9 protein-coding genes and 2 pseudogenes are annotated in these 12,704 nt (G+C 60.8%); 3 read left to right on the top strand and 8 right to left on the bottom strand.

The window, feature by feature from the left end; translation table 11 throughout:
• Positions 1-72: 72 nt before the first annotated feature.
• Positions 73-2,352, bottom strand: a complete 2,280-nt coding sequence (gene ptsP / locus E3Z29_RS00605; RefSeq protein WP_047596633.1) for a phosphoenolpyruvate--protein phosphotransferase — start codon at positions 2,350-2,352, stop codon at positions 73-75.
• Between the two features lie 22 nt (positions 2,353-2,374).
• The gene (locus tag E3Z29_RS00610) at positions 2,375-2,854 is read right to left on the bottom strand and encodes an RNA pyrophosphohydrolase (RefSeq protein WP_003229203.1); all 480 of its coding nucleotides are present in this window, start codon (positions 2,852-2,854) and stop codon (positions 2,375-2,377) included.
• 143 nt (positions 2,855-2,997) lie between these two features.
• Between E3Z29_RS00610 and E3Z29_RS00615 the strand changes: the two genes are divergently transcribed.
• Positions 2,998-3,654, top strand: a complete 657-nt coding sequence (locus tag E3Z29_RS00615) for an HAD family phosphatase (RefSeq protein ID WP_134784899.1) — start codon at positions 2,998-3,000, stop codon at positions 3,652-3,654.
• A gap of 105 nt (positions 3,655-3,759) precedes the next feature.
• Here E3Z29_RS00615 and E3Z29_RS00620 read toward each other — a convergent pair whose 3' ends face one another.
• On the bottom strand, positions 3,760-4,185 hold the full coding sequence (locus E3Z29_RS00620; RefSeq protein WP_134784900.1) for a DUF2269 domain-containing protein: 426 nt from the start codon (positions 4,183-4,185) through the stop codon (positions 3,760-3,762).
• Positions 4,186-4,224: 39 nt separating this feature from the next.
• Positions 4,225-5,739, bottom strand: a complete 1,515-nt coding sequence (gene ilvA / locus E3Z29_RS00625; RefSeq protein WP_134784901.1) for a threonine ammonia-lyase, biosynthetic — start codon at positions 5,737-5,739, stop codon at positions 4,225-4,227.
• A 315-nt stretch (positions 5,740-6,054) separates the two neighbouring features.
• On the opposite strand from ilvA, the pseudogene rpiA reads away from it, so the two are divergent.
• Positions 6,055-6,730: pseudogene (gene rpiA, locus E3Z29_RS00630) on the top strand (ribose-5-phosphate isomerase RpiA).
• Between the two features lie 149 nt (positions 6,731-6,879).
• Here the strand turns inward: rpiA and E3Z29_RS00635 are convergent.
• The 4 genes and pseudogenes from E3Z29_RS00635 to E3Z29_RS00650 form a co-directional block, all read right to left on the bottom strand.
• Positions 6,880-7,798, bottom strand: a pseudogene (locus E3Z29_RS00635) (SdiA-regulated domain-containing protein).
• 102 nt (positions 7,799-7,900) lie between these two features.
• Positions 7,901-8,824 carry an SdiA-regulated domain-containing protein gene (locus tag E3Z29_RS00640; RefSeq protein WP_134784902.1) on the bottom strand — a complete coding sequence of 308 codons (924 nt, stop codon included), beginning with the start codon at positions 8,822-8,824 and terminating at the stop codon, positions 7,901-7,903.
• A gap of 295 nt (positions 8,825-9,119) precedes the next feature.
• Entirely contained in the window at positions 9,120-9,785 is a 666-nt protein-coding gene (locus E3Z29_RS00645) for a fumarylacetoacetate hydrolase family protein (protein WP_095137584.1), read from the bottom strand.
• Positions 9,786-9,826: 41 nt separating this feature from the next.
• A complete protein-coding gene (locus E3Z29_RS00650) occupies positions 9,827-11,221 on the bottom strand; it encodes an FAD-binding oxidoreductase (RefSeq protein ID WP_047596642.1) in 1,395 nt (464 codons plus the stop codon).
• Positions 11,222-11,425: 204 nt separating this feature from the next.
• Between E3Z29_RS00650 and serA the strand changes: the two genes are divergently transcribed.
• Positions 11,426-12,655, top strand: a complete 1,230-nt coding sequence (gene serA, locus E3Z29_RS00655) for a phosphoglycerate dehydrogenase (protein ID WP_003229219.1) — start codon at positions 11,426-11,428, stop codon at positions 12,653-12,655.
• The last annotated feature ends 49 nt before the right edge of the window (positions 12,656-12,704 follow it).

Genomic DNA, 12,704 nt, shown 5'->3' on the forward strand with positions numbered 1-12,704 from the left:
TCGACCACATTCCAAAGGTAGAACTCGGTCAAATGTGGGAGCGGGCTTGCTCGCGAAGAGGCCCACAAGGTTTTAGAGAGCCTTGTTGACCGCCGGCGGATTCATCTTCGACAACCCGAGATTCTTCAGCGCCAGTTGCAGCGAGCTGTGGATAACTTGCGGGTTATCGATCTTCATCAGCTCCGCCAGCAGATCCTTGGCCTTGCTCAGGTTGATCTGACGCAGCATCCACTTCACTTTCGGCAGGTTGGTGGCGTTCATCGACAGGCTGTCGAAGCCCATCGCCATCAACAGCACCGCCGCTGCCGGATCACCGGCCATTTCGCCGCAGATGCTCACCGGTTTGCCTTCGGCATGTGCGTCGCGCACCACGGTTTGCAGGGCTTGCAGCACCGCCGGGTGCAGGTAGTCGTAGAGGTCGGCCACTCGCGGGTTGTTGCGGTCGACCGCCAGCAGGTACTGGGTCAGGTCGTTGGAGCCGACCGACAGGAAGTCCACCTGCCGCGCCAGCTCCTTGGTCTGGTACACCGCAGCCGGAATTTCAATCATCACCCCGATCGGCGGCATCGGCACGTCGGTGCCTTCGTCGCGCACTTCGCCCCAGGCCCGGTGGATCAGGTGCAGGGCTTCTTCGAGTTCGTGGGTGCCGGAGATCATCGGCAGCAGGATCCGCAGGTTGTTCAGGCCTTCGCTGGCCTTGAGCATCGCGCGGGTCTGCACCAGGAAGATTTCCGGGTGATCGAGGGTCACGCGAATCCCGCGCCAGCCGAGGAACGGGTTGTCTTCCTTGATCGGGAAGTACGACAGCGACTTGTCACCGCCGATGTCGAGGCTGCGCATGGTCACCGGTTGCGGATGGAACGCGGCGAGCTGCTCGCGGTAGATCGCCAGCTGTTCCTTTTCACTCGGAAAGCGCTGATTGATCATGAACGGCACTTCGGTGCGGTACAGGCCGACACCTTCGGCGCCGCGCTTCTGCGCCCGCGCCACATCGGCCAGCAGCCCGGTGTTGACCCACAACGGCATGCGATGGCCATCGAGGGTCACGCATGGCAGATCACGCAGGGTGTCGAGGCCCAGCGCCAGTTGTTTCTCTTCTTCGACCACCTCGGCGAACTGCTTGCGCAGCACATCGCTGGGGTTGGTGTAGACCTCGCCGCGGGTGCCATCGACGATCACTTCGATGCCGTCAACCTTGGCGTACGGCAGGTCAACCAGACCCATCACCGTCGGAATGCCCATGGCCCGGGCCAGGATCGCGACGTGGGAGTTACCCGAACCGAGGACCGACACCAGACCGACCAGCGTGCCTTCCGGCACCTCGCCGAGCATCGCCGGCGTCAGCTCTTCGCTGACCAGAATGGTTTTTTCCGGGTAGACCAGGTTCTGCTGACGCTCTTCCTGCAAGTAGGCCAGCAGGCGGCGGCCGAGGTCTTTGACGTCCGACGCACGCTCGCGCAGGTAGGCGTCGTCCATCAGTTCGAAACGGTTGACGTGCTCAGTGACCACCTGACGCAGTGCGCCCTGGGCCCACTGGCCGGTCTTGATCACGGTGGTGATTTCGCTGCCCAGCGAAGCATCGTCAAGCATCATCAGGTAGACGTCGAACAGCGCACGCTCTTCCGGGCGCAGCTGGGTCGCGAGCTTGGCGGACAACGCGCGCATGTCGGCGCGCACGCCTTCGATGGCGGTCTTGAACAGCGCCAGCTCGGCGTCGATGTCGGTGATGGTTTTATCTGGCACAACGTCCAGATCCGCCGGCGGCAGCATGACCACCGCCGTACCGACCGCCGCACCCGGCGAACCCGGTACGCCGACGAACTTGGCTTCCTGAATGCCCTTGCCCTGACGGCCCAGACCACGGATCGACCCGGTGGCCTCGGCGTGGGCGATTACGCCGGCGAGCTGCGCGCTCATGGTCACGAGGAAGGCTTCTTCACCTTCATCGAACTGGCGGCGTTCTTTCTGCTGGATGACCAACACGCCGACGACGCGGCGGTGGTGAATGATCGGCGCCCCGAGGAACGAGGCGTAGCGCTCCTCGCCGGTCTCGGCGAAGTAGCGGTAGCGCGGGTGATCCGCGGCGTTTTCGAGGTTCAGGGGTTCTTCACGCGTGCCGACCAGACCCACCAGACCTTCGTTGGGTGCCATGCTGACTTTGCCGATCGAGCGCTTGTTCAAGCCCTCGGTGGCCATCAGGACGAAGCGGTTGGTCTCGGGATCAAGCAGGTAGACCGAGCAGACCTGGCTGCCCATGGCCTCTTTGACGCGCAACACAATAATCCCCAACGCCGCCTTGAGATCCTTGGCGGAGTTAACTTCCTGGACGATCTTGCGCAGCGTATTGAGCATGGCTCGGGGTCGAACTCCGTCGTCAGTCGCGCGCTAAAAGGCGCGGGGCAAGCTCTTTGAGGGCGCGTCGATACACCTCGCGCTTGAATGTCACCACCTGGCCCAACGGATACCAATAACTGACCCAGCGCCAGCCATCGAACTCCGGTTTACCGGTCAAATCCATCCGCACCCGCTGCTCGTTGGAGATCAGGCGCAGGAGAAACCATTTCTGCTTCTGGCCGATGCACAGCGGTTGGCTGTGGGTACGCACCAGACGTTGCGGCAAACGATAGCGCAACCAGCCACGAGTACAGGCCAGTATTTCAACATCTTCACGTTCCAGGCCAACTTCTTCGTTCAGCTCGCGGTACAAGGCGTCTTCCGGCGTCTCCTCGGGGTTGATTCCCCCTTGTGGAAACTGCCAGGCATCTTGATTGATACGGCGAGCCCATAGCACCTGGCCGGCGTCATTCGTCAGAATGATCCCGACATTGGGGCGGAAACCATCGGGGTCGATCACGGCAACAACCTCGCAAACGCATGTCGCCGCATTGTTCCACAAAGCTTGATAAGGCGGCAACGAAGGTTCCTACCTTATGTGCACTCTTGTGAAAAGACCGTATTCTTGTCGCCTTTTTACTGACTTTTCAGCGGGTAACTGCAATGCGCCTGGCTCTATTCGATTTGGACAACACCCTTCTGGGCGGCGACAGCGATCACGCTTGGGGCGACTATCTGTGCGAATGCGGCTTCCTCGACCCGGTTGCATACAAGCAGCGTAACGACGAGTTCTATCAGGATTACCTGGCCGGCCAACTGGATAACGCCGCGTACCTGAACTTCTGCCTGGAAATCCTCGGCCGCACCGAAATGGCTGTTCTTGAGCAGTGGCATAACGATTACATGCGCGACTGCATCGAGCCGATCGTGTTGCCCAAGGCGCTGGAACTGCTGAAACAGCACCGCGACGCCGGCGACAAACTGGTGATCATCACCGCCACCAACCGCTTCGTCACCGCTCCGATTGCCGTGCGCCTGGGCGTTGAAACCCTGATCGCCACCGAGTGCGAGATGGTCGATGGCCGCTACACCGGGCGCAGCACCGACATTCCGTGCTTCCGTGAGGGCAAGGTGACGCGTCTGAATCGTTGGCTCGAAGAAACCGGGTATTCGCTGGATGACAGCTATTTCTATAGCGATTCGATGAATGACCTGCCGCTGCTGGAGCAGGTGGCGAACCCGGTGGCGGTGGATCCGGATCCGAATCTGCGGGCCGAGGCCGAGAAGCGCGGGTGGCCAGTGATTTCGTTGCGCGACTGATTACGCCTTCGCGAGCAAGCCCGCTCCCACAGGAGATGGTGTTCACAACACCAATCCAATGTGGGAGGGGGCTTGCTCCCGAATGGGCCAACGCGGTGTGAAGCCTTAAACAGGCTTGGCGCCCATCAACCCGGCAATGGCGATAAAGCAGACAAAGCTGAATAACGCCAAGGCAAAAGTGAACTTGCCAACGCCACCCGGCGCCTTGCGCAAGCGATTCAACCGCACCAGCAACCAGAACCACGCCAGCGCCGCCACGGTGTACAGCACGCTGGAAGCCAGCAGCCAGGTCTGCCCCAGCGGCCAGCCGACCAGATGCACCATGCCCCAGCCGGTAAACGGCATGCTCAACAGCGCCAGGCCCATCAACAGCCAGATGAACACCCGTGGCCGTTGCAAGGTGCGGCTGCCAGCCGTTGCATCACCTTTGCGGCGCGCCAGAAAAACCCAGACTCCCAAACCCAGCGCACTGGCCAGCAACACCACGGTGGCGACCATGTGCGCGGTTTTCAGGGCAGTTAACGTTTCCATTGTTCGATTTCCTTAAGGCCTGCCCATCAGCGTAGCCGCTCAGCCAAGAAACAGCTGATAGGCCGGGTTCTCGCTTTCATCCCAGTACGGGTAGCCGATTTCTTCAAGTGCCGCCGGCACCAGATGACGCTCGTCATGCGGTACTTGCAGGCCTGCGACGACACGACCATCCGCCGCGCCATGATTGCGGTAGTGGAACATCGAGATGTTCCAGCGCCCGCCGAGCTTGTTGAGGAAGTTGAACAGCGCGCCCGGACGTTCCGGGAATTCGAAGCGGAACACCACTTCGTCGATCACGTGCGCCGCGTGGCCGCCGACCATGTGGCGGATGTGCAACTTGGCCAGTTCGTTATCGGTCAGGTCGAGTACCGGGAAGCCCTGCTCGGTCAGGCTCGCCAGCAGTGCGCTGCGTGGGTCGTTTTCCGGGTGAGTCTGCACGCCGACGAAGATGTGCGCTTCGCTGCCGGTGTTGTAGCGGTAGTTGAATTCGGTGATCTGGCGCTTGCCGATCGCTTCGCAAAACGCCTTGAAGCTGCCGGCCTGCTCCGGGATGGTCACGGCGATGATCGCTTCGCGGCCCTCGCCCAGCTCGGCGCGCTCGGCGACGTGGCGCAGGCGATCGAAGTTGACGTTGGCCCCGGAGTCGATGGCGACGAAGGTCTGGCCACTGACGCCGCGCAACTCGACGTACTTCTTGATCCCGGCCACGCCCAAGGCGCCGGCAGGTTCGGTGATCGAGCGGGTATCGTCGTAAATATCCGTGATGGCCGCGCAGATCTCGTCGGTGCTGACGGTGATCACTTCGTCGACGTAATCCTTGCAGATGTCGAAGGTGTGCTGGCCGATCTGCGCCACGGCCACGCCGTCGGCGAAGATGCCTACGGTCGGCAGCACCACGCGCTCACCGGCGGCCATGGCCGCTTGCAGGCAGTTGGAGTCGTCCGGCTCGACGCCGATGACCTTGATGTCCGGACGCAGGTATTTCACGTACGCCGCAATACCGGCAATCAGACCGCCGCCGCCGACCGGCACGAAAATCGCGTCCAGCGGTTGCGGGTGCTGACGCAGAATTTCCATCGCCACGGTGCCCTGCCCGGCAATGGTGTGTGGATCGTCGTACGGGTGGATGTAGACGTAGCCCTTTTCATCGACCAGTTTCAGCGAGTAGGCCAGGGCTTCCGGGAAGGAATCACCGTGCAGCACCACTTTGCCGCCGCGCGAACGCACGCCTTCGACTTTGATCTCCGGGGTGGTCTTGGGCATCACGATGGTCGCTTTCACGCCCAGCACTTTCGCCGCCAGCGCCAGACCCTGCGCATGGTTGCCCGCCGACGCGGTAACCACGCCACGGGCGCGCTCTTCGTCCGTCAGTTGGGTCAACTTGTTGTACGCGCCGCGAATCTTGAACGAGAACACCGGCTGCAAGTCTTCACGCTTGAGCCAGATGTCATTGCCCAGCCGCTCGGAGAGCTGGCGAGCGTTCTGCAGCGGGGTTTCTACGGCAACGTCATAAACGCGCGAGGTGAGGATCTTTTTGACGTACTGTTCGAGCATCGGAAAGCATCACTGGCGATTGGGCGGGGCCGACGAGTCTAACCCGGCTTTTGCCCGTGCGACCACACTGAACAGGGGGTTTTAGCTGGGGCGAACAGTTTGTGATGTAAACCTCATTGTGGTGAGGGGATTTATCCCGATCGGCGGCGCAGCCGTCGTCAACCTGAGAGCGCAATATTTGGGAGGAGTGCTGGGGAGCGCTTCGCCCTCCATCGGGGATAAATCCCCTCACCACAGGAGTGTTTCCCCCTGCCTTGTCGCGGGGCCTATAATGCCGGCCTTTCCGTTCTCACCTTGCCCGCTTCCGGAGCCCGCATGACCCAGGATCAACTCAAACAGGCAGTGGCTCAGGCCGCCGTCGACTTCATCCTTCCGAAACTCGACGACAAGAGCATCGTTGGGGTCGGCACCGGCTCCACCGCCAACTGCTTCATCGACGCACTGGCCCAGCACAAGGGCGCGTTCGATGGCGCGGTTGCCAGCTCCGAAGCCACTGCCGCACGCCTCAAGGGCCACGGGATTCCGGTGTATGAGCTGAACACGGTCAGCGACCTCGAGTTCTACGTCGACGGCGCCGACGAGAGCGACGCGCACCTGAACCTGATCAAGGGCGGCGGCGCCGCCCTGACCCGCGAGAAGATCGTCGCGGCCGTGGCCAAGACCTTCATCTGCATCGCCGACGCCAGCAAACTGGTGCCGGTGCTGGGCGAATTCCCGCTGCCGGTCGAAGTGATCCCGATGGCTCGCAGCCACGTGGCCCGTCAACTGGTGAAACTGGGCGGCGACCCGGTGTACCGCGAAGGCGTGCTGACCGACAACGGCAACATCATCCTCGACGTGTTCAACCTGCAGATCACCAACCCGGGTGGAGCTGGAAGCGCAGATCAACGCGATCGTCGGCGTGGTCACCAATGGCCTGTTCGCGGCGCGTCCGGCGGATCTGTTGCTGCTGGGCACCAGCGAAGGTGTGAAAACCCTGAAGGCTGAGTAAGCCCGGCCGCCCCATTCTTGAGGGTAATTGCGTTACCCCCTGTGGGAGCGGGCTTGCTCGCGAATGCGGTGTGTCAGATACATTAATTTGTCTGATACACCGCATTCGCGAGCAAGCCCGCTCCCACATTTGGTTTTTTGGGGTGTCAGTCAGTTTTGCGCAGGTTTCTTGAAGACGTAAAACAAGTTCGGTTCACTCACCAGATACAACGTCCCGTCGTCATCCATCGCAATGCCTTCGGCTTGCGGCACCCTCTTCTGCAAACCCTGCCGCCCCCTTGTTCAGTGACAGTGTGCTCAACGGCCGCCCGTCCACATCCAGCTCCAGAATCAGCCCCGACTCGTCGGACAGCGCCAGCAAATGGCCGCTGCGCTCGTCGTATTGCAGGCTCGACAGATCGCGCACGAACATCCCGGCATCGCGCTTGGGGTTGTTGATCACGTGTACCGCGTAGGACTTTTCCGGATTGAAGTGCGGAAAACCGTGCACCTCATAAATCAGCATGGGGTCACGCTCCTTGGCGACGAACAGACGCTTGCCCACTGAATCGTACGCCAGGCCTTCGAAGCCCTTGTTACCGCTCATGTGCACGCCCAGGGTCATCTGTTCAGCGTCCGCCGCATCGAGGAACGTGGTGCCCTGCTCCAAATGGACTTTGATCAGGCGTTGCTGGCGCTCGTCGGTGATCACATAGGTGTCGGCGCTGATGAACTCCACCGCTTCAGGATCGCCGAAGCCGATCAGCGCGATGCGCCGCAGGATTTTGCCGTCGAGGGACAACTCGACCAACTCGGCATTCTTGTTGGTCACGGTGAACAGGCTTTTGCGCACCGGATCGTAGGTCAGCGCCGAGACATCGTCGTTCAGGCCGTCGATGATCCTGGCCTCGACCTCGACCCGGTATTGATCCAGACCAATGGCCTCTCTGCTCAACGGCTGCCACAAGGTATGCAGATTGAACCAGGCGCGCTCGAACAGGCGCAGGTATTGGCCGATCGCGATCAACACGATCAGGACAACAACCGACAGGATGATAAACAGGGGCTTGGGGCGGGCAAGTCGACGCATTCAGGCAGGCTCGGGATCAAAACAGGCGGATGAAATATCACGCCTGTCTGAACTGAAGCTTAATGGCCACTTGCCTCAGGCCACAAGCCGCCCGCGATGGGCTTACTTCTGCTTTTCGAAGCGATAGAACAGGTTCGGCTCGCTGACCATGTACAGCGTACCGGCGTCGTCCATGGTCACGCCTTCGGCGCGGGGGATGGTGTCCTTCAAACCATTGAAGCCGCCAAGCAGGGTCATGAAGCTGACCTGCTCGCCCTTCTCGTCCAGTTCCAGCAACAGGTGCGAGTCGGCCGACAGCACCAGGGTGTGGCCGGTACGCGGGTCGATGGCCAGCGCCGAGAGGTTGCGGATATCCAGCTCATCATTGGCCAGCTTCTGCTTGTCACCCTTGAGGATCTGGCTGCCGTCGCTTTTCCAGGTGAACAGCGCTGGCGGCCGCTCTTCGCCCAGCAGCAACTGCTGGTTGCGCGGATCCCAGGTGATCGCCTCAAAGGCCTTGTTCTGGTTCTTCGACGGGCCGAGGTCGTATTTCGGGAAGTCGGCGATATTCAGCTCGCGGGTGTTGGCATCTACCTTGACGATGGTCAGCAGGTGTTCGCGCTCATCGACGATCGCCATCAGGCCGTTTTCCATCACGGTCACGCCCTCCGGATTGCTCCAGCCCACCAGCGGCATCTTGCGCAGCACATCACCCTGCAGGGTCAGTTCGACCAGAAACGGATTCTTGCCCATCACCGAAAACAGGGTTTTGGTCTGCGGGTTGTAGGACAGGTCCGAGGCCTCGTCCTTTTCCATGCCCGGCAGCAGTTTGCCGTCGATCACCGCCCGATAATCCGGCAACCAGATGCTTGCCTTCTGCTCAGCCTGAGTCTCGAGTCGCTCGCGCAGCCACAGCAGGCCACGGTCGTCCCAATGCATGATATGCGCCACGCCATAAGCGACAGCGAGCACCAGCAACAGCCAGACATACCAGCGCAGGGCAAAACGTGAACGACGGGAAGTTTTGAGCTGAGTTTGAGCGGACATCAGGGACGCGTTCCGAATATTCAGGCTATGGGTAATAGCACAAAGAGGCCGGCTCAGACGCCAGAATGAGAGGAATTATCCGGACAGAATGTGAAAAAAACGGCAAATGACGGGATTGTTGTGCGGCTTTGCGAGCCGCGACACAGAGCCAATGTAGGAGCGAGCCCTGTGGTGAGGGGATTTATCCCCGATGGGCTGCGAAGCGGCCCCAAAGCTGGGACTGCTGCGCAGGCCATCGGGGATAAATCCCCTCACCACAACAGGCTATCTCCCACAGGGTGTTGCAGTTTCGCGGTCAGCGCACGCTGCTGCTGAAGCTGCTCGCGCCAACCAGTTCCAGCACGATGTCGTCGCCGACATTCAGCGGGCCGACGCCCACTGGCGTGCCGGTGAGGATCACGTCGCCGGCCTGCAGCGAGAAGCAGCCGGCCATGTGCTGGATCATCGGCACGATCGGGTTGAGCATCGCACTGCTGTTGCCGTCCTGGCGTACTTCACCGTTGATGGTCAGGCGGATGCCGATGTCGGTCAGGTCGGCGAAGGTGCTGCCGACCACGAACGGGGCAATCACCGCCGCGCCGTCGAACGACTTGGCGATTTCCCATGGCAGGCCCTTGGACTTGAGCTCGGCCTGCTTGTCACGCAGGGTCAGGTCCAGCGCCGGGGCGAACCCGGAGATCGCGTCGAGCACTTCTTCACGGCTCGGCTTAGTCGACAGCGGCTTGCCGATCAACACGGCGATTTCCGCTTCGTAGTGCACCGAACCGCGCTCGGTCGGAATGCTGAAACCGCCTTCCAGTGGCACCACGCAACTGCCTGGCTTGATGAACAGCAACGGCTCGGTAGGCACCGGGTTGTCCAGTTCCTTGGCGTGTTCGGCGTAATTGCGGCCAATGCACACCACCTTCCCGATCGGGAAGTGAATGCGCGTGCCGTCGACGTACTGGTGCTGATAGCTCATTTACCGACTCCTGCCTTCATTGATTCATCAGGGATTGCCAATCAAACCGCGAAGATCTTGCCCGGGTTCATGATGCCGTTCGGGTCGAACACCGCTTTGACCGCTTTCATGTACTCGATTTCGACCGGAGAACGGCTGTAGGTCAAGTAGTCGCGCTTGGTCATGCCCACGCCGTGCTCGGCGGAGATCGAACCGTTATATTTCTCGACGGTTTCGAACACCCACTTGTTGACGGTCGCGCACTTGGCGAAGAACTCGTCCTTGCTCAGGTTATCAGGCTTGAGGATATTCAAGTGCAGGTTGCCGTCGCCGATGTGGCCGAACCAGACAATTTCGAAGTCCGGATAGTATTCGCCGACGATCGCGTCGATTTCCTGCAGGAATGCCGGGACTTTCGACACGGTCACCGAGATGTCGTTCTTGTACGGCGTCCAGTGCGAGATGGTCTCGGAGATGTACTCGCGCAGCTTCCACAGGTTCTGCAGCTGGGTTTCGCTCTGGCTCATCACACCGTCCAGCACCCAGCCCTGCTCGACGCAGTGTTCGAAGGTTTCCAGCGCCGTGTTGGCCACTTCTTCGCTGGTCGCCTCGAATTCCAGCAATGCGTAGAACGGGCACTCGGTCTCGAACGGCGCCGGCACATCGCCACGGCCCAGTACTTTGGCCAGGGCCTTGTCGGAGAAAAATTCGAACGCGGTCAGGTCGAGCTTGCCCTGAAAGGCGTGGAGCACCGGCATGATCGAGTCGAAGTCGGCGGTGCCGAGGACCATCGCGGTGAGGTTTTTCGGCGCGCGATCCAGACGCATGGTCGCTTCGACCACAAAGCCGAGGGTGCCTTCGGCGCCGATGAACAACTGGCGCAGGTCGTAACCGGTAGCGTTCTTGATCAGGTCCTTGTTCAGCTCCAGCACATCGCCCTTGCCGGTGACCACTTTCAGGCCGGCGACCCAGTTACGGGTCATGCCGTAGCGAATCACCTTGATCCCGCCGGCATTGGTGCCGATATTGCCGCCAATCTGACTGGAACCGGCCGACGCGAAGTCCACCGGGTAGTACAGGCCGTTTTCTTCGGCGACGTTCTGCAAGTGCTCGGTGACCACGCCCGGCTGACACACGGCGGTGCGATCGGTGAGGTTCACGTCGAGAATCTGGTTCATGTAGTCGAACGACACCACCACTTCGCCATTCGCGGCAACGGCGGCGGCGGACAGCCCGGTGCGCCCGCCCGACGGCACCAGCGCCACTTTATGGGTATTGGCCCAACGGACAATGGCCTGCACCTGTTCGATGGTCTTGGGAAACACGATGGCGCTTGGCGCGGGCGCGAAGTGCTTGGTCCAATCCTTGCCGTACGCGTTCAGGGAGTCGGCGTCGGTCAGGACCTTGCCAGGCTCGACCAGGGTCTTCAGTTCATCAATCAGGGCAGGATTGGTCATCGACAGAACTCTCGAACAATTCATGGTCATCCTGAAGACGCTTCACGTCGCAGGAATGAGTGTTTAGCGGGGTGGCTATGCTAGCATACCGACCCCGCAGGCCAGTGCCCAAGGCCAGTTCTGCGGTGACGGCTTTCTTGTCGTCCAGGTCAATGTCTGTTGACCATTTCCTGCCATTTTTCTCCGGGATACAGGTTTACGCAGATGAGCAAGACTTCTCTCGATAAGAGCAAGATCAAGTTCCTTCTTCTCGAAGGCGTCCACCAATCGGCTGTCGACGTCCTCAAGGCGGCGGGCTACACCAGCATCGAATACCTGACAGGCTCCTTGCCGGAAGCCGAGCTCAAGGAAAAGATCGCTGACGCTCACTTCATCGGCATTCGTTCGCGCACCCAACTGACCGAAGAGATCTTCGATCACGCGAAGAAGCTGGTCGCGGTCGGCTGTTTCTGCATCGGCACCAACCAGGTTGACCTGAGTGCTGCCCGCGAGCGCGGCATCGCCGTGTTCAACGCGCCGTACTCCAACACCCGCTCCGTCGCGGAACTGGTGCTGGCCGAAGCGATCCTGCTGCTGCGCGGCATCCCTGAGAAAAACGCTTCCTGCCACCGTGGTGGCTGGATCAAATCCGCAGCCAACTCCTTCGAGATCCGTGGCAAGAAACTCGGCATCGTCGGCTACGGCTCGATCGGTACGCAGTTGTCGGTTCTGGCGGAAGGTCTGGGCATGCAGGTGTTCTTCTACGACACCGTGACCAAGCTGCCGCTGGGCAACGCCACTCAGGTCGGCAACCTGCACGAGCTGCTGGGCATGTCCGACATCGTCACCCTGCACGTTCCGGAAACCGCCGCGACCCAGTGGATGATCGGCGAGAAGGAAATCCGCGCCATCAAGAAGGGCGGCATCCTGATCAACGCCGCGCGCGGCACCGTGGTCGAGCTGGACGCCCTGGCGGACGCGATCAAGGACAAGCACCTGATCGGCGCGGCCATCGACGTGTTCCCGGTGGAGCCACGCTCCAACGACGAAGAGTTCGAAAGCCCGCTGCGTGGCCTGGACAACGTGATCCTCACCCCGCACATCGGTGGTTCGACTGCCGAAGCGCAAGCCAACATCGGTCTGGAAGTGGCGGAAAAACTGGTCAAGTACAGCGACAACGGTACTTCGGTGTCGTCGGTGAACTTCCCGGAAGTGGCCCTGCCGGCTCACCCTGGCAAGCACCGTCTGCTGCACATCCACGAGAACATCCCGGGTGTGATGAGCGAGATCAACAAGGTCTTCGCCGAAAACGGTATCAACATCTCCGGTCAGTTCCTGCAGACCAACGAGAAAGTCGGTTACGTGGTGATCGACGTCGACGCCGAGTACTCGGAGCTGGCGCAAGAGAAGCTGCAACACGTCAACGGTACTATCCGTAGCCGCGTGTTGTTCTGATCCGACGCTGAGCGACAAAAAAAGGGAGCCTTCGGGCTCCCTTTTTCAT

Origin of the sequence: Pseudomonas sp. S150, from assembly GCF_004526365.1 — a bacterium.
Lineage (GTDB): Bacteria > Pseudomonadota > Gammaproteobacteria > Pseudomonadales > Pseudomonadaceae > Aquipseudomonas > Aquipseudomonas putida_A.